This is a genomic window from Psychrobacter sp. 4Dc (assembly GCF_002836715.1).
Taxonomy (GTDB): domain Bacteria; phylum Pseudomonadota; class Gammaproteobacteria; order Pseudomonadales; family Moraxellaceae; genus Psychrobacter.
Window position 1 is genome coordinate 14,723 of sequence record NZ_PJAT01000084.1, and the last position, 18,867, is coordinate 33,589.

17 protein-coding genes and 2 tRNA genes are annotated in these 18,867 nt (G+C 43.7%); 15 read left to right on the plus strand and 4 right to left on the minus strand.

What is annotated here, in order from left to right; all coding sequences use genetic code 11:
* The first annotated feature begins 137 nt into the window (after positions 1 to 137).
* Together CXF61_RS05080 and CXF61_RS05085 are read left to right on the plus strand one after the other, a co-directional pair.
* Positions 138 to 1,286, plus strand: a complete 1,149-nt coding sequence (locus CXF61_RS05080) for a type I glyceraldehyde-3-phosphate dehydrogenase (RefSeq protein ID WP_165597433.1) — start codon at positions 138 to 140, stop codon at positions 1,284 to 1,286.
* Positions 1,287 to 1,378: 92 nt separating this feature from the next.
* Positions 1,379 to 1,469 (plus strand) — tRNA-Ser (locus CXF61_RS05085).
* 111 nt (positions 1,470 to 1,580) lie between these two features.
* Here the strand turns inward: CXF61_RS05085 and CXF61_RS05090 are convergent.
* From CXF61_RS05090 to CXF61_RS05100, 3 genes are all read right to left on the minus strand, one after another.
* Positions 1,581 to 2,312 carry a hypothetical protein gene (locus CXF61_RS05090; protein WP_165597408.1) on the minus strand — a complete coding sequence of 244 codons (732 nt, stop codon included), beginning with the start codon at positions 2,310 to 2,312 and terminating at the stop codon, positions 1,581 to 1,583.
* Positions 2,313 to 2,636: 324 nt separating this feature from the next.
* Positions 2,637 to 2,966 (minus strand): hypothetical protein, encoded by a 330-nt coding sequence (locus tag CXF61_RS05095; protein ID WP_057761113.1) that lies wholly within the window; start codon positions 2,964 to 2,966, stop codon positions 2,637 to 2,639.
* A 190-nt stretch (positions 2,967 to 3,156) separates the two neighbouring features.
* Positions 3,157 to 3,232: transfer RNA gene (locus CXF61_RS05100), tRNA-Asn, on the minus strand.
* Between the two features lie 506 nt (positions 3,233 to 3,738).
* Here CXF61_RS05100 and CXF61_RS05105 point away from each other — a divergent pair.
* From CXF61_RS05105 to CXF61_RS05170, 13 genes are all read left to right on the plus strand, one after another.
* Entirely contained in the window at positions 3,739 to 4,083 is a 345-nt protein-coding gene (locus tag CXF61_RS05105) for a DMT family transporter (RefSeq protein ID WP_165597409.1), read from the plus strand.
* Between the two features lies 1 nt (position 4,084).
* Positions 4,085 to 4,651: a TetR/AcrR family transcriptional regulator gene (locus CXF61_RS05110; RefSeq protein WP_227526607.1), complete on the plus strand. Its 567-nt coding sequence runs from the start codon at positions 4,085 to 4,087 to the stop codon at positions 4,649 to 4,651.
* A gap of 142 nt (positions 4,652 to 4,793) precedes the next feature.
* Positions 4,794 to 6,362, plus strand: coding sequence for a betaine-aldehyde dehydrogenase (gene betB, locus CXF61_RS05120; protein ID WP_227526608.1), 1,569 nt, complete (start codon positions 4,794 to 4,796; stop codon positions 6,360 to 6,362).
* Between the two features lie 118 nt (positions 6,363 to 6,480).
* Positions 6,481 to 8,181 (plus strand): choline dehydrogenase, encoded by a 1,701-nt coding sequence (gene betA / locus CXF61_RS05125; protein ID WP_165597412.1) that lies wholly within the window; start codon positions 6,481 to 6,483, stop codon positions 8,179 to 8,181.
* Between the two features lie 292 nt (positions 8,182 to 8,473).
* Entirely contained in the window at positions 8,474 to 10,519 is a 2,046-nt protein-coding gene (betT, locus tag CXF61_RS05130) for a choline BCCT transporter BetT (protein WP_165597413.1), read from the plus strand.
* A 221-nt stretch (positions 10,520 to 10,740) separates the two neighbouring features.
* Positions 10,741 to 11,229 carry a M48 metallopeptidase family protein gene (locus tag CXF61_RS05135; RefSeq protein WP_165597414.1) on the plus strand — a complete coding sequence of 163 codons (489 nt, stop codon included), beginning with the start codon at positions 10,741 to 10,743 and terminating at the stop codon, positions 11,227 to 11,229.
* Between the two features lie 272 nt (positions 11,230 to 11,501).
* Positions 11,502 to 11,924 carry a tetratricopeptide repeat protein gene (locus tag CXF61_RS05140; RefSeq protein WP_165597415.1) on the plus strand — a complete coding sequence of 141 codons (423 nt, stop codon included), beginning with the start codon at positions 11,502 to 11,504 and terminating at the stop codon, positions 11,922 to 11,924.
* 131 nt (positions 11,925 to 12,055) lie between these two features.
* Complete coding sequence (locus CXF61_RS05145; RefSeq protein WP_165597416.1) at positions 12,056 to 13,210, plus strand: flavin monoamine oxidase family protein; 1,155 nt, start codon at positions 12,056 to 12,058, stop codon at positions 13,208 to 13,210.
* Positions 13,211 to 13,288: 78 nt separating this feature from the next.
* Positions 13,289 to 14,227, plus strand: a complete 939-nt coding sequence (locus tag CXF61_RS05150; protein WP_165597417.1) for a DMT family transporter — start codon at positions 13,289 to 13,291, stop codon at positions 14,225 to 14,227.
* A gap of 213 nt (positions 14,228 to 14,440) precedes the next feature.
* Complete coding sequence (locus tag CXF61_RS05155; RefSeq protein WP_165597418.1) at positions 14,441 to 16,201, plus strand: TrkH family potassium uptake protein; 1,761 nt, start codon at positions 14,441 to 14,443, stop codon at positions 16,199 to 16,201.
* Between the two features lie 67 nt (positions 16,202 to 16,268).
* Entirely contained in the window at positions 16,269 to 16,970 is a 702-nt protein-coding gene (locus CXF61_RS05160; protein ID WP_057761091.1) for a potassium channel family protein, read from the plus strand.
* A 44-nt stretch (positions 16,971 to 17,014) separates the two neighbouring features.
* Positions 17,015 to 17,557 (plus strand): DUF3124 domain-containing protein, encoded by a 543-nt coding sequence (locus tag CXF61_RS05165; RefSeq protein ID WP_165597419.1) that lies wholly within the window; start codon positions 17,015 to 17,017, stop codon positions 17,555 to 17,557.
* Between the two features lie 142 nt (positions 17,558 to 17,699).
* Positions 17,700 to 18,119 (plus strand): PaaI family thioesterase, encoded by a 420-nt coding sequence (locus CXF61_RS05170; RefSeq protein ID WP_102093709.1) that lies wholly within the window; start codon positions 17,700 to 17,702, stop codon positions 18,117 to 18,119.
* Positions 18,120 to 18,140: 21 nt separating this feature from the next.
* Here the strand turns inward: CXF61_RS05170 and CXF61_RS05175 are convergent, their stop codons facing one another.
* Positions 18,141 to 18,830 (minus strand): c-type cytochrome, encoded by a 690-nt coding sequence (locus tag CXF61_RS05175; protein ID WP_165597420.1) that lies wholly within the window; start codon positions 18,828 to 18,830, stop codon positions 18,141 to 18,143.
* Between the last annotated feature and the right edge of the window lie 37 nt (positions 18,831 to 18,867).

The following is an 18,867-nucleotide window of genomic DNA, read 5'->3' on the forward strand; positions in this document are numbered from 1 at the left end:
GCCTATAACTTTGTTACCTTTATTTTTATAGGCTTTAATTTTACTATTTTTTAGTATTCAGCAATCATTAGCGCACTCAACGTGATAACGCTCAGTTTTTACCCCCATTTATAGCGATACCCTTTATGTCCGATGTTATGCCTGATTTTTCGAGCGCTACTTATCAATTGACCTCTGACCCGATAGCGGCGACGTATCGTACCACTGGTGAGCACTCACAGCCATTGAGAGTCGCTATCAATGGTTTTGGTCGTATAGGGCGCAATGTACTTCGTGCTTTGTTAGAGCGCTTTGAAGTGTTAGGTCGTGCGATTCATGTGGTGGCAATTAATGACTTAGCACCAGCGGATATCTTGCTGCATTTACTCAAGTTTGACAGCACACATGGCCGCCTCAGTCGATTAGGGGTCAATGCTGAGATTGTAGAGAGTGAGTCAGGTGATATGAGCAAGACTGAGCTCTGTCTGACCAAAAACAATCTGACTTACTGCATCAATATGCTATCAGAGCCTGATCCTAAAAATTTACCTTGGCAGGCGCTGGGTGTCGATGTGGTTTTAGAGTGTACTGGGCATTTTCGCTCGTATGAGCAAGCGACGCTACATATCGATGCTGGCGCGCAGCAAGTAATTATCGGTGCCGCGCCATTTGACGATGTGGATGCCTGTATCGTGATGGGCGTGAATACCGATGCGCTCACGCTTGAGCTACCGATTATTTCTAGTGTTTCTTGTACCACGCAAGCATTGGTGCCGTTGATTGATACGCTAGATAAAGCGTTTGGTGTGCAGTCCGCCATGATGACAGAGATTCATGCAGTTACCGCTGATCAGACGGTACTAGATCAAGCACATCGAGACCCAAGACGGGCGCGCGCTTCTGGCTATAATATTATCCCAACGACATCCAGTAGTATCGCTGCGACAGAACGGGTGCTACCAGCCATGGTCGGCAAAATAAATGGTCATTCGATACGGGTGCCCACTATCGATGTGGCTGCGATTGATGTCACCTTTGTATTTGATACGCCAGATGTCGATGTCGAGACAGTACGAGAGGTACTTAAATCTGCCAGTCAGGCACATTTGCATGACATCATGGCTTATACCGATGAGCCATTGGTATCTAGTGACTTCATCCATCAGACTGAGTCGCTTATCATTGATGGGCAACAGCTTATGCAAGTAGGCGGTCAATATAAGGTTTTTGCATGGTATGACAACGAATGGGGCTATGCCAATAGGTTGCTCGATATGTGCTTACATCTGGCCTCAAGCAAGCGATAAACCAGTGATTCAAAGGTATTTGCAAATTAATTGAATTTTTTTAGATTAGGGGCTTGCATTATAAAATGATATCTATATAATGATGCACCAATGGAGACGTGGCAGAGCGGTTGAATGCACCGGTCTTGAAAACCGACAAGGGTTAATAGCCCTTCGAGAGTTCGAATCTCTCCGTCTCCGCCAAATTCGAAAAAGCCCCAATCAGCAATGATTGGGGCTTTTTTTTATGGTATTGATAAAAGTATTAAACAATACCTTCTACTTCTATAAAATCCTCAATAGTAGGTTATACAACTACTTCACCAATGAGTTTTCAAATTCGATTGTCTGATCGTCTACTAAGATAAGCATGCCTTTATTAATCTCGATAGTGATGCCACTAGCATTTTTAATAGCACGCATGACATTGATATCCTCAATGCTGCTTTCAATAATGATCTTGCCAGACTGCTCTGGTGCGATAGGTGGATCAAAGGTTGTCAAAGGCACATTAAAGTTTTTGCCCTTTGTCAGGTTGGCATCCTTCATAGTTAGCATCCCCTTAAAACTTTTTATCGCGCCTTTGCCATGGTTGGATAGCATAAACTGCATTTTGACTTGATTTAAGCTATCGCTATCACTGGTTTTCACAGGGAGCAGGGCGACAGGATACATCTGTGCAGTAGCGTTCGCCGCCTGACCTTTGACGATTGGGCTTTTCTTACCTGTTGGGTTGTTTGGATGCAGACGTTCATATTCACGCTGTTGTATTAGCGCTTGCTTGATAGTGGTACGCGGCATGGCTCCTGATTCATAAGCGTCGCTCAATTTCATACGCAGCATATATCGGCTGAGTACTTGTTGATCGGCCTCAGACAACTGCTCAAAAGTTTGCCCTAACTTTTTTTGCCATTGGTCAGAATCTGTCGGTATCGTTGTTTTACTTGGATCAGTCTGCGGCGATGAGCAGCCAGTCGCAATCACTAGCATTGCTACCGTCATGGTTGAAAACAAAGTTTTGTTGAAACGCTGATGTAAGCCCGTCATCGTACCCCTCCTTGCAGATCTTTATTATGTTGAAACCTTATAAATAGTCGCGACTATATGTTTAATATACCTTGTTTAAACATCTGTTGTGTTTAGTTATGGCTAACTAAAACCGCAAATATCGCAGAGTACTTAAAAACATACTTACTGTAGATTAAATGTAAGAAGGGCATAACAAGAGGAGAGTTAGAAAAATATCAGTAATGCTTAGACTTTTATAACAGCCACAAAAAAAGACCAAGCTCGCGTTAGCAAACTTGGTCTTTTTTATTTTAGTATTATCTAGCAGCGTTACTATTCATTAGCAACGATATTATTAATTGTTTAATCGTTGTCTTGCAACTCAGATAGCGGATGAGTGATGTTGTTGTTATGCGTCACTACAATCGCTTCATCAATAATATGCTGGCTAACGCCGCGTTTACGTAGCGTTTCGATGAATACTTCATCATGGGCAAGCGTATAATCCTGATGGTCACGATCCAAGCCCTGACGAATATAAAGACGAATAAGCCCTTGAATGCGCTTAAAGCCCAAGTCTGATGACGTCGTTTCTAATAGGCCAATCATTTCTTCAGACAAACGAATACTAATCGGGCGCATGATTTTTTGCGGATGATCAGAAAACTTATTTTTTATACGTACAGGTATCATAATAAACCATTACTTTTAGTGAGTAAGAGCGAAGCACTCAAACAAAAACGAACCCAATCAAAACTAATCTTACCATACAACAAAAATGTCTAAAAGAACACCATAGCCGTGCTAATATTATTAGAAGTAAATATAAAAGACACAGCAATAAAAAAACCTCCATCAAATTATGATGAAGGTTTTTAGTATATGGCTCTCCAACCTGGGCTCGAACCAGGGACACACGGATTAACAGTCCGTTGCTCTACCAACTGAGCTATTGGAGAATAGCTGGTCATAACAGCAAGTTATTGATGCTTTATATTAAAGCAGTTAATTAGCTTGTTTGCGTTATGTGGGGCACATTTTAGCCAAGTCACTACAGGCTGTCAACCTTATTATGCGTTTAATTATAAATATTATCGCAATTATTGAAAATTAACGCCAATCCTTTATCAGATAGGCTATTTCAAGGCAGAACTCAATAGAAAATGACGGTAAATGTGCTTTAAAAATAAAATGTACTTTAGAAATAAAAAATATTTTCAGAAAATTTTTATATGGCACGTAGGACAAACAATAAAAATATAGAACCAGATATCAATTCGGCAAAGTAAAACTGGATTTAATGCTCTATATTTTCGAATATTAAGGTCGTGCGATACCGTTTGACACAATAAAGTTGCAAGATAGCCCTTCACATTGGCAGTAGTGTTCTATAAAATACCGACCATGTGGTTTCTTTGCTATGTTTTTTCATAGCATGCGTTGAACAAAAGCGGGTGTTCTAAAGATGAGTCCTACTACGATTGCTTATGGTTACTTAGCCATTGCCATCATTTGTGAAGTGATTGGCACTACTTTTTTGATGAAGTCAGAGCAGTTCACGCGTCTGGTACCGACGCTCATTATGTGTTTACTTTATGTCATCTCATTTTATTTGCTGGCGCAGACCCTTAAGACCATACCGCTAGGCATTGCGTACGCACTGTGGGGCGGGCTTGGGATTGTACTAACCTCACTCGCTGGTGTGGTGCTATTCAAGCAAAATCTTGATACAGCAGCAGTGGTCGGTATCGCGATGATTGTCGGGGGTGTTGTTGTGATGAACTTATTGTCTAATTCTGTGGTGCATTGATATGGAAAATGCTTATAAGCGTAAAAAACAGCCAGAAGTCATTCGTCGTGCGTTGTTAGATCAAGCAGCACGTATCACGCTTGAGCAAGGGCTATCTAAAGTGACGTTTCAGGCAGTCGCTGATGCGGTTGGGGTGACAAAGGGTGGGGTGATGCATCATTTTTCTACCAAAAATGCACTCGTGCTAGAAGTGTTTAATGATGCAATGGCTAAGTTTGAGGCAGAAGTAAACGCAGCAATGGCTGACGACCCTGTGCGTTATGGTTCTTTCACCCGCGCTTATATCGATGCCACGATTAGCTTGGGCGAAAAAGGGCAGGAAGAGTTTGATAATCAAGCCACTTTGTATGTATTGATGCTGGGTGATAGCGAGCTGCGTGAGTTGTGGGCTGCGTGGTCGAATGAGCAATTGGAAAAGCATAAAGCAACCGATAATACTGAAACGCTATGTATGGTGCGTTTGGTCGCTGATGGTATTTGGCTTTCTGATTTTTCAGGAATTAATATATCGGACAAAAAATCATTACGCGCGCGTTTGATAAAGATGACGCAACCTGAGAATGATTAAAACATAGCTCTCAAATAACTCATTAAAAAAAACCTTAAGAAAGAACCACGTAAATTTTATTTTTTAAAACTTAAACAATGACGAAATTATTTGGTATAAGCGCTTTTTATAAAGCTTTTGCCAGTCGTCGACAGGAGAACTCATGACAGATCCAAAGACAAACCCAAATCCGAACCCAAATCCGAACCCAAATCCGAACCCAAATCCGAACCCAAATCTAAGTAACTTAACAGACATTATCGATTTAGAACAAGTACAAACCGCTTATATTAACGGTCGCTATCTGGCTGTTGATGAAACGCTGACTACTTTTGAAGATATTAATCCAGCGACCGGTGAAGTGCTCGCCACTATTCAGCAAACGACCGATGAGCAGATTAATGAAGCCGTTATTGCGGCGCAAAAAGGTCAAAAAGTTTGGGCAGCGATGACACCAGTTGAACGTAGTCGCATTCTACTAAACGCAGTAGCCATACTACGCGAACGCAATGATGTACTGGCATTACTTGAGACCAAAGACACGGGTAAAGCTTACTCTGAGACCAAGTATGTCGATATCGTCACTGGTGCCGATGTCGTTGAGTATTATGCAGGGCTTGCACCGATGATTGAAGGTCGTCAAATTCCGCTGCGTGATAGCAGCTTTGTTTATACTCGTCAAGAGCCGCTTGGCGTAGTCGCCGGTATCGGCGCATGGAATTATCCTATTCAGATCGCGATGTGGAAAGCAGCACCTGCACTAGCTGCTGGTAATGCGATGATTTTTAAGCCGTCAGAAGTCACCCCTTTGACTGCCTTAAAACTGGCAGAAATATTGACCGAAGCTGGATTGCCAGACGGTGTGTTTAACGTGGTACAAGGCAACTATGAAGTGGGTCAGGCGCTAACCGATCACCCAGATATCGCAAAAGTATCGTTCACGGGTGGCGTACCGACTGGCAAAAAAGTCATGTCGAGCGCAGCAAGCTCATCTCTAAAAGACGTAACTTTAGAGCTTGGCGGCAAATCACCATTGATCATATTTGATGACGCAGATATCGATACCGCTGCTGACATCGCTATGATGGCCAACTTCTACAGTACTGGTCAGGTATGTACCAACGGTACGCGCGTATTCGTCCCTAAAGCGCTACAAGCTAAGTTTGAGCAAGCGATCTTAACTCGTGTTGAGCGTATTAAGCTAGGCGACCCTATGGATGAGAACATCAATATGGGTCCACTGGTGAGCTTCCCGCACATGGAGCGCGTGCTTGGTTATATCGAGCAAGGTAAAAAAGGCGGCGCACGTCTGCTAACAGGTGGCGAGCGCGTTACAACAAACGAGCTTGCAAACGGTGCATTTGTCGCACCGACAGTATTCACTGATTGCACGGATGATATGACTATCGTACGCGAAGAAATCTTTGGCCCAGTGATGTCGATATTGACTTACGAGACCGAAGAAGAAGTTATTCGCCGCGCTAATGATACCGATTATGGCTTGGCAGCTGGGGTTGTTACTGCAGACCTAAAACGCGCACATCGAGTCATCGCTCAGATCGAAGCTGGTATCTGCTGGTTGAATACATGGGGCGAGTCGGCAGCACAAATGCCAGTAGGTGGTTACAAGCATTCTGGTATCGGCCGCGAAAACGGTATCGAAGCACTCGAACACTATACTCAGACCAAATCTATCCAAGTAGAGTTGGGTGCGTTTGAATCTGTCTTTTAATCAATCTTATTGAGAAAAATGAAGCCAGAAAGGTTGCTTATTAGCTTTTATTTAGCCTTTTTAGGACACCTTACTGACCCTAAACGATTTATGTTTTTTCAATATTATGGAGTATGTTATGACATCAACCACACCTGAGTATGACTATATTATTGTTGGAGCAGGCTCAGCAGGAAATGTGCTGGCCACGCGTCTGACCGAAGATGCCAGTATTAAAGTACTGCTGTTAGAAGCAGGTCGTCCAGATTATCGTTTTGACTTCCGTACCCAAATGCCAGCTGCGCTTGCTATGCCGCTACAAGGGATGACTTATAACTGGGGTTATAAGACAGATCCTGAGCCATACATGAATAACCGTGTCATGGACTGTGGCCGCGGCAAAGGGCTAGGTGGCTCATCATTGATTAACGGTATGTGCTACATCCGTGGTAATGCGCTAGATTTTGATGATTGGTCTAAAATAAAAGGCCTGTCAGACTGGACGTATTCGGATTGCTTACCGTACTTCAAAAAGCTAGAAAACTGTGACGCTGGCGAAAATGACTATCATGGCGTGGGCGGTCCTGTTGAAATGACTACCTCAAAACCAGGGGTCAATCCACTGTTCCAAGCTATGATTGAAGCGGGCGTACAAGCGGGCTATCCACGTACCGAAGATCTAAACGGCTATCAGCAAGAAGGTTTTGGTCCGATGGATCGATTCGTGACGCCTAATGGTCGCCGTGCATCAACGGCTCGCGGCTATCTTGATGGTGCCAAACCACGTAGCAATATTACGATTTTGACGGGTGCATTGACTGATGTAATTTTATTTGACGGCAAACGCGCCGTCGGTGTCAAAGTCGAGCACGAAGGCCAGACCAAAAACTTCCATGCCGCTCGCGAAGTGATTGTCTCATCTGGTGCGATTGCCTCACCGCAACTACTGCAGCGTTCAGGTATCGGTCCTGGTCAATGGCTAAAAGATGCTGGCGTGACTGAAATATTGGATCTGCCAGGTGTTGGTAACAATTTACAAGACCATTTAGAGCTATATATGCAGTATGAATGCAAACTGCCAGTGTCGATCGCGCCTGCCAATAAATGGTGGAATAAGCCTGCGATTGGTGCAGAATGGTTGTTCAATGGCACAGGTCTTGGTGCGTCTAACCAATTCGAAGGTGGCGGTTTCATCCGTACGGATGAGAAGTTTACCCATCCAAATATTCAGTATCATTTCTTGCCACTAGCCGTACGCTACGATGGCCGCAGTGCTGTGAAATCACACAGCTTCCAAGCACACGTCGGCTCACTGCGCTCACCGAGCCGTGGCCGCGTCAAGCTAAAATCACGTGATCCGAAAGCACATCCAAGTATCTTGTTTAACTATATGTCGCATGATCAAGACTGGCAAGAGTTCCGTGCTGCGATGCGTATCACGCGTGAGATCATGCATCAGCCAGCGCTTGATCCTTATCGTGGTCGCGCAATTGCACCGACCGATGATCTGGTCACCGACGCCCAGTTAGATGAATACGTACGCAATCATAGTGAGACGGCTTATCATCCATCTTGTACCTGTGCGATGGGTGAAGATAACGATTCGGTAGTAAACGGCGAAGGTCTGGTACATGGTATTGATGGCTTGCGAGTCGTCGATGCGTCTATCATGCCAAACATTATTAGTGGTAATCTCAATGCTACAACTATCATGTTGGCAGAAAAAATCGTCGACAAGATGAGAGGCGTACAGTTGCCACGTTCAACGGCAGATTACTATGTGGCTAATGGTGCACCACTACGCTCAGAGCCAATGCGCGATTATCTCTCGACGGTGTAGGCTGCAATATAAGCCTGCATACAGGATACTGAATAAATAACGATATGAGAAAATTTTAACCAAAAGGCCTTTCCAAGTAGAGGCCTTTTCTATCAGCGCTAACGTATTAGAATAATGAATACCGTTCAGGTTGAATTTGTTTATAATTTTATTAGCTTTTTATTTATTGGTACTGCTTTGTCCGTCATGCGGTTGGTTCCACGTTATACGGTTATAGATCATCAGTCTACTATTAGATGATGCCGGACAAAGCAATATCGGACCCTGTTTAATTTACCTATTGAGGTCTTTTATGTACAGTTCGCCATCACAAGATGTGACGAAACCTCTGACCCTAAACAAAACCGTGTTTATGGGCTCAGCTATTATTTCTATTTTATTGATAATCTGGACCATCGCTTTTCCAGATTATAGTGAGGCCTTGTTAAGCGCGAGCATGACTTGGGTATCAGACAAGTTTGGCTGGTATTATATGTTGGTGGTTGCCGCTTATAGTATCTTTGCGTTGTTTGTTGGTTTTTCTAAATACGGCGATATCAAGCTCGGTCAAGACCACGAAAAAGCACAATTTCCGTTTTTAGCGTGGGCGGCTATGCTGTTCTCAGCGGGTATTGGTATTGACCTGTTGTTCTTTGGTGCCTCTGAGCCTTTGATGCATTATTTGACTCCACATACAGGCCTAGAGCCTGCTAGTGCTGAGGCCATGCGTGAAGCACTTGCGCAAACCTTTTTGCACTGGGGTCTGCATGGTTGGGGTATTTATGCGCTGATCGGTATGGCGCTGGCTTACTTTGCTTATCGCAAAAATATGCCGCTGGCACTACGCTCGCCGTTGACACCGATATTTGGTGAACGTTTAATCAAAGGTTGGTTAGGCGATGGTATTGATACCTTCGGTGTCGTCTGTACGTTGATGGGTATTGCAACCAGTTTAGGTATTGGGGTATTGCAGGCCAATGCTGGCTTGACCCATGTGTTCGGTATCGAATCTAGCAAAACGGTTCAGGCGCTCATCATCGTAGGTGTTGTCGCGGCTGCTGCTATCTCTGCGATGACAGGTGTCGAAAAAGGCGTTCGTCGTTTATCTGAATTCAACATGCTGTCGTCAATACTCTTGTTGCTTGCCATATTGGTAATGGGCAATACGGTGTATCTATTAAATACCTTTACTCAAAATATTGGTCAATATTTTCAAACCATCATTTATAAAACCTTTGACGTTTATGCTTATGACGGTGCTGCTGGTGCCGAGTGGAAATCTTGGTGGACGATATTCTTCTGGGCATGGTGGGTAGCTTGGGCACCATTTGTAGGTCTATTTATTGCACGTATTAGTCGTGGCCGTACGTTACGCGAGTTTGTATTTGGCGTGATGTTTATTCCGCTTGGGTTTATTTTTGCATGGTTCTCTATCTTTGGTAATTCAGCGATAGACTTGGTTGCTAATGGCGCAACAGAGCTGGGTGAAATCGCGGTTAATGATGCGGCAATGGGTATGTTTGCGCTGTTTGAATACTTCCCTTACAGTGAAGTATTGTCATTTGCTGGTGTGGTTATTGGTCTTATTTTCTTTGTGACTTCTGCTGACTCAGGCGCTTTAGTATTAGCGAACTTGAGCTCAAGAGGTATGACCAATGATACCGATGCTCCTGTTTGGTTACGTCTGTTTTGGGCAGCAGCCACTGGTCTTATTACGTTAGGATTGTTGTTTGCAGGTGGTTTTGCCTCATTGCAATCTGTCTCTGTCATTGCAGGTTTGCCATTCTCTATCATTCTTGTGCTCTACATGATGTCTATGTGGAAGTCGCTAAAAGAAGAAGGTAACAAGCGTAAAGCCAGTACAATCGGCACGGCAAATGTGTTGGACAGTGGTAAGAGCTGGAAAGCGCGCTTGCAACGTATTGTGAGTTTTCCAGGCCATGCACAGGTTGAAAAATTCTTGCATAATGTCGTGATGCCAGCGATGTCTGAGGTCGAAAAAGAGTTTAAAGCAGGTGGTCTTAAAACCTCATTAGATACCAAAAACCTTGCTAGTATCGGTGAAGGTATCGATGCAGGCATGGACCAAGATAGTGGTCAGGTAGACGGTCTAAAACTGCGTGTCGGTCATGGTGACGAAGATGACTTTATTTATGAAGTCAATCTGATTAAAGCTCATCGTCCTAACTTTACATTGAGCACATCTACCAAGCATGCAGAATACTACTACCGTGCGGAAGTGTTCTTGAGCGAAGGCTCGCAAGAGTATGACTTGGTTGGCTACTCAAAAGAGCAGGTATTGGTTGATATCTTAAATCAGTACGAGCGCCATTTGCAGTATCTGCATTTAGAGCGTTAATCAGACACATTTTTTAAGTAAAACTATTAGTAAAAATGTCCCCATAAGTTGCACGCAGCTTATGGGGTTTTTTTATGGATAACTATTTATAAATAACTATCGTTTGAGTTGAGGGTATATCCCAAATAAGTGGCAAACAAGCGCCGCAAATATAAGGTAAAATTCATTAAGATTAAATTGATCGACTGATACGCATCTACGTATTAGCAAAGGATACATTTGTGACCAAATTAAAGTACATAGCGCATTACTCAGAACAGATTCAAACTCAAGCTGCTCAGCTTATCAGTGATGGTAGGTTGGGCGAGTATCTGGAAAAAAAGTACCCGAATCAGCATCAAATCCAAAGCGACAAAGCGCTCTATCAGTATATAAATGAGATAAAAACCCAATACATGCGTAAGATTGGTCAGCTATCAAATGTCAGCTATAGCAGTAAATTGAAAGTTTTAAAACATGCCCTAGGTATCCATACGACGCAATCGCGCGTACAAGGCAGTAAGCTCAAATCGCACAATAGCATCACGGTAGCCAGTCTATTTAAGGACGCGCCGCCAGAGTTTTTACGCATGATAGTGGTGCACGAGCTTGCCCATTTCAAAGAGCATGAGCATAACAAAGCTTTTTATCAATTATGCTGCCATATGGAGCCTGAGTATCATCAATTTGAGCTGGATACTCGCTTGTGGCTGCACTGGCGCGAGTTGTAACCCTAATATAGTCTTAATATAGTCATTCCACTATAAAAGTATTACGGCGTTAACCTCGCTTGAAGTATCAAATATACCTCTGCACTCGGTTGTCTTGTACTACTTTTAAATTGAATCGACTATAGTATGAATAGCAACCTTGATAAGGTTCATAGTAATGTTAATAACAGCCACATAAATATCGTGTTCTTCTTTGTAGCAATCATCTGAGCCGCCAGAATTACGTTATAATCCTAACCACACACGATATAGTCCATAAAAGGTTGTAAACAATGATTAATACTAAAATATATAAAGCCATTTATACCTTAGCCGAGGAATTGCTGGAGGCCGATCGTAGAGGCAATCAAGCAAAATTTGATGAGCTATACGTTGAGCTAAAAGCCATTTGTACTGACAATGAGAACACCGATAAAGACCACCCAGAACAATGGGAAACGCTTGCTGACTTCACAGAAGATTTGGACGCAGCATTGGTTATTTATGACAAAGCACTGGCAAAAGCTACTGCCATTAACTCAAAAGATCATATGTCATCGATTGCCTTTTCTATGGCGGTGCTACAGCTTGAGACAGGCGAAAAAGAAGCCGCTATCCAAAGTCTACAAAATGCCAAAGTCACAGCCAATAAGATCGAAGACAAAGAGTTCAAGGTTGAGATTGATGAGATGCTTACGAAGCTATTGGCAGAGTAGTTTGGTTTATAGTCAATCCTCTATAAATTGGGGACGGTGTCCGTCTCGTCTAGCTTACTACTTGTAATACTTTCACTCGGCCTCTTTGTATCCAAGTTATATTGAACCGACTATAAATAGGGTAATCCGATATGCAAGACATACCAGTGGTAATCGTTGGTGGTGGGCTAAGTGGGTTATATGCTGCCTTTTTATTAGAGCAAAAGGGCATAGCGTATAGACTGCTAGAGGCGCGTGATACTTTGGGTGGTCGCATTGTAGTTGCTAAATATTCAGATGCGTATGCTATTAATAACAGTACTGATATCGACCAAGCAGAATCAAGCGCCGCGTTTGATTTAGGGCCGTCATGGTTTTGGCCTGACTATCAAACGCAGTTAAGTAGTCTGATTGAGTCGTTAAATTTATCACGTTTTGCGCAGTTCGAAGAAGGCGATATGATGGTTGAGCGAGCTGCCAATCAGCCACCTGTGCGTATGCAAGGTTATAAAAGCGCACCACCTTCTATGCGGCTAGTCGGTGGTATGGCCGCGTTGACTGATACGCTATATGCTCGGCTAGATGCTAGTTGCATCCTGACCAGTCAAACGGTAAAGCAATTAAGTAAGAAATCTCAATATATTGAAGTACAGAGCGAAGATACTTCTGGACATGTGACCGGACATGTGACGACGTTCCGAGCGCAGCATGTGCTACTTGCGTTACCGCCTCGATTGGTAGAAGGTCGGATAGTATTTCAGCCAACGCTACCACAAGATTTAAGTGAACAGTGGCGCAAGACAGCCACTTGGATGGCGCCTCATGCCAAATATGTCGCTGTTTATGAATCACCATTTTGGCGAGATGCTGGTCTCTCGGGTGCTGCGCGCAGTGCGATAGGGCCGCTTACTGAGATACATGATGCCTCTACACTAGAGGGCGATGGGGCATTGTTAGGCTTCTTTGGCGCTCCTGATCAAGTACGTCAGAGCGTTTCTGATACGGTGCTAAAAGAACATTGCCGTGCGCAGTTAGTGCGACTATTTGGTACACAGGCAAGTACTCCAAAAGCTGAATATCTCAAAGACTGGGCACAAGATCCATTAACAGCGATGCCTGCTGATGCCAGCAACAACGGTCAGCATGCAGTAGCCCCGCCATCCAAGCCAAAAACAGGCGTGTGGCAAGACTGTCTAACAGGTTGTGGTAGTGAGTGGTCAGCGCAGTTCCCTGGCTATATCGCTGGAGCAATTGATGCAGCAACCGTCGCTGTAGGAAGCTTACCTGCTACCATTTTGTCCCAGTAGCTATTAGGGTGCTGTTATAAGTTATTTTAAAGGCCATCTAACATGATTAAGAAATTTCGTCATCCAATAGGATAGTCGATGAATGACTCGCTCAAACAAACCAGTATTCACAAAACTACTTGGTTGGTGCCTTTTGTTTGTCTGCTGGCAGGTGGGGCACTCACTGGTATCTCGACCAATGTGGCAAAGTACGCTATCGATGTCGGTCTGACCCCATTAGGGTTTTTGTTTTGGTCGATTACTGGCGCTGCTGTTATCTTACTGATGGTAGCGCTCATCAGAAAAGAACTTCCTCCTCTTAATGCGCGCAGCTTAGAGTATTACTTTGTCGCGGCGCTGGTCAGTGTCGCGGCCGCCAACTTACTGTTATTTTCTGCCATTCCTCATGTGGGCGCAGGTTTCGTCGCCTTAATCCTCTCATTGCCGCCACTGCTAACTTATCTTGGTGCGCTGTTACTACGTATAGAGCAATTTTATATTGTCCGTGCGCTTGGGGTCATCGCGGCACTCATCGGGGCAGGAGCATTAGCCGTGCATAAATTCTCTGCGCCAGATTCTAGTGTATTTTGGATTTTAGTCGCGCTTTGTGGTCCAGTGCTACTCGCTATTGGTAATATATATCGGACATTACGCTGGCCTGATAATGCGTCTTCTGGTGCACTCGCTCCAGGTATGTTGATTGCGGCAGCGCTGCTGCTAGGCTTATTTAGTATGATGTCAGATTTCTCTATTGCTGTATCTTTAGAGAACTGGTTGCCGCTAAGCATGATAGCTATACAAGCATGCGTATTCGCTGGACAGTTTTTACTGTTATTCCTATTGCAAAAGACAGGTGGTCCCGTGTTGCTAAGCTTACTAGGCGCAGTAGGAGCCATTGTGGGCGTGCCCATCGCTATTTTTTTGCAAGGGGAGAGTCCTCCAGAAGGTTTATTTTTAGGTGCTACCTTAATTGCGATTGGTGTGGCATTGGTGACATGGGGCGGTGTAAAAATAGCAAAAGTAAAAGAAGAAGTTTAATAATTGCGCATTAGATAATAGTGCCAAACTATAGAGTTATTAAAATCGTTACTTCCTAATGAGCACTTCTTATCTCGCTCTGGTTATCAGTATCTAGCTTATCAATAGCTACTATGACTCAATAATTGGTTACGATTAACTTAAATCACTTTTTGTAGAGACGACAAAAAAGGAGTATAAGTATCGTGGTTATCGTTGTCATGGACTCAGGCTATGAATGCAGCCGCGCGTTATCGCTTACTGAACAATTTTACCATTCTCATTAGTGTCATCGGGGTAGCGATTGCCTTGTTGGATAGTGGTTTTACACTACCGACGTGGCTCCAACAAATATTTCATATTTTCTATTTGGTCATCATCTTCCTTAGTTTTATGGTGACCGCTGGTCGTTACATCTATACTAAAAAGCCATTAACGCTTAATAAGGTCGCCGTCTTTGACGCACTGACTAGCATTGCCATCATCATTTTATTGACCGCGCATTTTACGGACTTAGTACGTTCAGGCTTATCTGCTGCCGTTGATGGCTTTGTCGCAATAAAGATAGCGGTGTTTGTCACTTTCGTCCGCGAACTCTCCGATCATAATTTCAATCTCAATCGTACCTTTCTACACCCTGCGCAGTTTTTTATTCTAAGCTTTTTAGTCGTGGTGCTGGTTGGCGCCTTGCTATTGATGATGCCCAATGCGACGACGCAGCCGCTGTCTTTTGTTGATGCGCTTTTTACCGCGACCAGTGCGGTTTGTGTGACAGGGCTTATCGTAGTGGATACTGCCACCTATTTTACGACTTTTGGCCAAGTCATTATTATGGGGCTGATACAAATTGGCGGTTTGGGTATTTTGACCTTTGTGACGTATTTTAGTTATTTTTTTAAGGGTGGTGTCAGCTATGAGACACAAGCCAGCATCAGCGAGATGTCTTACATGCGTGGTATGGGTGATGTGGTGTCGACACTCAAGTCTATCTTATACGTCACATTTGCGGTCGAGGCGGTAGCGGCTGCGCTGATTTATGTCAGTATTTATGATATACCCAATATGGATTGGTCTGAGCAGTTATTTTTTTCAGTCTTTCATGCGATTTCTGCTTTTTGTAATGCTGGGTTCTCTACCTTTAGTGCTGGCTTGTACGATGATTCGCTACGTTTTAATTATTCGCTACAGCTGATTCTGGCGATGACATTTATTTTTGGTGGTATGGGTTTTACTATTGTGGTCAATGTGCTTAGGTATTTACGTTATCGTGCTCAGCGGCTGATAAATCGTCATGACCAACGCTATATTTATCAGCCTTGGTTACTTAATATTAATAGCCGTATTACTTTGATTACCACAGGCGCACTATTGCTAGTCGGTCTGATTGGGGTGATGATCTTTGAATACAATAATGTGCTCGCTGACCATACCAGTTTTCTTGGGAAGCTGGTAACAGGGTTTTTTACGGCGGCTACCCCGCGTACGGCAGGATTTAATGTCATTGATATGGGTGAGCTGACGTTTCCAACGGTGATGCTGACGATATTTTTGATGTGGATTGGTGCTTCGCCAAACTCTACAGGTGGGGGTATCAAGACCAGTACCTTTGCGATTGCGCTATTGAATACATTAAGCCTAGCTCGTGGTCAGACCAAGATAGAGATATTCAAACGAGAGATTGCGGAGATTTCCGTTCGCCGCGCATTTTCTATTATGTGGCTGTCGCTACTGGTCATCGGTACGGGCGTGACACTCATCAGTTATGATCAGCCAGAGCTTGATTTGATTAAAGTAGTGTTTGAGTGCTTCTCAGCTTATAGCACGGTGGGCCTAAGTTTAAACCTGACAGCAGACTTATCAGATTTTAGTAAAATAGTGGTTTCGGTCATTATGTTCGTTGGCCGCGTCAGTATGCTGACGATATTTATCGCACTGCTTAAAAATATGCGTCAACGTAATTATCGCTATCCTACGGAAGAGATTACGATTAACTAATCCGTCGCAAACAGACTGTGTTGTTCTTAATAAATAGCAAAAAATATTAAAAAAGGTTGTATAAGTTATGAAGTACATCATCGTAGGGCTAGGAAATTTCGGTGCATCATTAGGCTCGGCATTGACCAGTCAAGGGCATGAAGTAATTGCTATTGATAGTAGTATGCAACGGGTTGAAGCGTATAAAGAAGTGATTTCGCATACGCTGTGTATGGATGCCACGGACGAGTATACGGTTAGCGGATTACCAATCGTTGATACCGATATTGTCATTGTAGCGATTGGCGAAGATCAAGGCGCCAATGTCATGGCAACGGCGTTATTTAAGACGTTAAAAGCCAAACGTTTGATCAGCCGTAGTATCAATCCGCTACACGAAAAAGTCCTACAAGCCATCGGTGTAGATGATTTGATTCACCCTGAGAAAGAAGCGGCCAATCGCTGGGCTAAGCGTCTGTCACTACGCTATTTTGTCGATTCGTTTGAATTGAGCGATAACTTCAGTATGGTAGAGATTAAGATTCCAAATGTGCTGATTGGTAAGACTGTCGACGACTTACAGTTAGAGCAAAAGTTCAATATCCGATTGCTTAGTACGTTGCGCTATGAGTATTATGAAGACAGTTTTGGTCGTACGCAGAGCAAGCCTAGCATTCAAGGTTTGGCGACGCCTGAGCAAGTATTGCAAGAGCGCGATGTACTGGTGATTTATGGCGCCAACAAACATATCAATCAGTTCTTACGTAGTGTGGGTGTGAAAATCAAATAGCAGCTTGCCATCGCAGTGATACCAGCAGGTATAGGGAAATGATTATGAATAAGCGAAGTATATCTGTCCTACTGATCGCTATAATGGCACTACTGTCAGGTTGTGATCAGTCCGCGCAAGACCCGAACGTTCTTCTGTCTGAGCATCAAAAAGACCCGATTAAAGAGTTGGCGATTACCTCAGACGTGGATTACAGTCAGTTTGGTTACAAGCAAACCTTTTATGTACCGATTTATTCTGATATTTATACCGATAGAGACGCTCGCAAAGTGCTGCTATCGGCGACGCTGAGTGTACGTAACACCACGCTAAAAAAGTCACTGTATATCAATAAAATTGATTATTATGATACAGATGGAGCATTGGTCAAATCATATCTAGATAAGCCTATCGAGCTACCAGCGATGGCGACGCTTAACTATATCGTCGAAAAAGAAGAGGATAAAGGCGGTTCTGGTGCCAACTTTATCATCGAAGTCGAAGGTGTAGATGAGACAGTCAGACCAGTGATAGAAGCGGTCATGATCGGTAACTTTAGCAATAAGGGATTTGCCTTTAGTACAGAAGGCACGCCCGTGATACATTGATATATGTATAGTCGGTACGTAGTTCAGAGTATTAAAAGAGCACCGTAGCATAGGCGGAAGTAGTTTCGATTTTGCTATCTAGCGATGATCGTATACATGTATTAAACGAATCAACATGGACAGTTCAATTCAAGGAAGAGTTATGTCTGCAACCAAAGAAGAAATCAGCGCCTTTATGGCATTGGAGTTTCCCCAAACCAAATGCGTCGTCGAGGCGGTCAATGAAAATGGCGCGACCTTATCGCACGAGATCGGTATAAATGAGCTGCGTCCCGGCGGCACAGTTTCGGGACCTGTCATGATGGCTGTCGCTGATGTAGCCATCTATGTGGCGATACTTGGAAGAATTGGTATCGTCCCATTAACGGTGACGACGAGTTTGACCATCAACTTTTTACGTAAGCCATCAGCAAGTGCTCGTATTATCGCCGAATGTACCTTGATGAAAGTGGGACGCACGTTGATAGTGGGCGAAGTCTCTCTTTATTCAGAAGGCTCTGATGACATCGTGGCTCATGTGGTTGGCACGTATTCGGTGCCGCCTAAGCGTATTGAAGGTTAGCTAGTTTGTCGTGTATTTTACTCACTCACTAGGGTCTGATCCTGGTGGAAACTCATGGCGTAGCTGCGCGACATTAGCAGTAGTCACTGTATCTGTGAAATTATTTAGATCGCTATGCACGTATTGTGTGACAGCTGCTATTTGCTCGTCATTCATCATACGGTGGAACGATGGCATACCGCGCAGGCCATTGATAACGACACTAATAATATAGTACTTCGATTGCATCTTGCTATTATTTGCCAGTGGTGGATAGTAGCCTGTGCCTTGCGCGCCTTCACCTTTTTGCATATGACAACCTGCACAAGAGTCATCGTAGAGCTTTTTGCCATTGATCGTAAAGAACCCCGTTTTACCTTGTATGCTGCCTTCAAATTTAGTGAGCCATCTCTGCATGCTGGCATCATCGTTCATTTTTAGTATTGAGCCTACATCGACGATATTGGTAGTAGGTTTAGCCAATTCTGCTTTGGACATATATACGCCGCCCCATGCGCCCTGATTGCGACTGGCCTGATTATCAAAACTGTTGTCGAATATCATTGGTGCTGTCTGCGGGTTAGCGATGGTGGCTGCGTTTTGTGTTCTATTCTGACTACAGCCTGACAACGTTGTTAACACTATCGATCCGCCGACCATGAGCATCATTATTGCCTTGCTCGAGCTGAGCGAGCTAGATAATTTGATTGAGTTTGCTGTCACTACGTTCATAATTATTCCTAATGTGCCTAGTCTCATTGTTATCATC

What these genes read in the sequence shown, in the direction of transcription:
- CXF61_RS05080 (WP_165597433.1), top strand. Translation starts at nt 138, where the DNA reads ATGCCTGATTTTTCGAGCGCTACTTATCAATTGACCTCTGACCCGATA.
- CXF61_RS05090 (WP_165597408.1), bottom strand. Translation starts at nt 2,312, where the DNA reads ATGACGGGCTTACATCAGCGTTTCAACAAAACTTTGTTTTCAACCATG.
- CXF61_RS05095 (WP_057761113.1), bottom strand. Translation starts at nt 2,966, where the DNA reads ATGATACCTGTACGTATAAAAAATAAGTTTTCTGATCATCCGCAAAAA.
- CXF61_RS05105 (WP_165597409.1), top strand. Translation starts at nt 3,739, where the DNA reads ATGAGTCCTACTACGATTGCTTATGGTTACTTAGCCATTGCCATCATT.
- CXF61_RS05110 (WP_227526607.1), top strand. Translation starts at nt 4,085, where the DNA reads ATGGAAAATGCTTATAAGCGTAAAAAACAGCCAGAAGTCATTCGTCGT.
- betB (WP_227526608.1), top strand. Translation starts at nt 4,794, where the DNA reads ATGACAGATCCAAAGACAAACCCAAATCCGAACCCAAATCCGAACCCA.
- betA (WP_165597412.1), top strand. Translation starts at nt 6,481, where the DNA reads ATGACATCAACCACACCTGAGTATGACTATATTATTGTTGGAGCAGGC.
- betT (WP_165597413.1), top strand. Translation starts at nt 8,474, where the DNA reads ATGTACAGTTCGCCATCACAAGATGTGACGAAACCTCTGACCCTAAAC.
- CXF61_RS05140 (WP_165597415.1), top strand. Translation starts at nt 11,502, where the DNA reads ATGATTAATACTAAAATATATAAAGCCATTTATACCTTAGCCGAGGAA.
- CXF61_RS05145 (WP_165597416.1), top strand. Translation starts at nt 12,056, where the DNA reads ATGCAAGACATACCAGTGGTAATCGTTGGTGGTGGGCTAAGTGGGTTA.
- CXF61_RS05150 (WP_165597417.1), top strand. Translation starts at nt 13,289, where the DNA reads ATGAATGACTCGCTCAAACAAACCAGTATTCACAAAACTACTTGGTTG.
- CXF61_RS05155 (WP_165597418.1), top strand. Translation starts at nt 14,441, where the DNA reads ATGAATGCAGCCGCGCGTTATCGCTTACTGAACAATTTTACCATTCTC.
- CXF61_RS05160 (WP_057761091.1), top strand. Translation starts at nt 16,269, where the DNA reads ATGAAGTACATCATCGTAGGGCTAGGAAATTTCGGTGCATCATTAGGC.
- CXF61_RS05165 (WP_165597419.1), top strand. Translation starts at nt 17,015, where the DNA reads ATGAATAAGCGAAGTATATCTGTCCTACTGATCGCTATAATGGCACTA.
- CXF61_RS05170 (WP_102093709.1), top strand. Translation starts at nt 17,700, where the DNA reads ATGTCTGCAACCAAAGAAGAAATCAGCGCCTTTATGGCATTGGAGTTT.
- CXF61_RS05175 (WP_165597420.1), bottom strand. Translation starts at nt 18,830, where the DNA reads ATGAACGTAGTGACAGCAAACTCAATCAAATTATCTAGCTCGCTCAGC.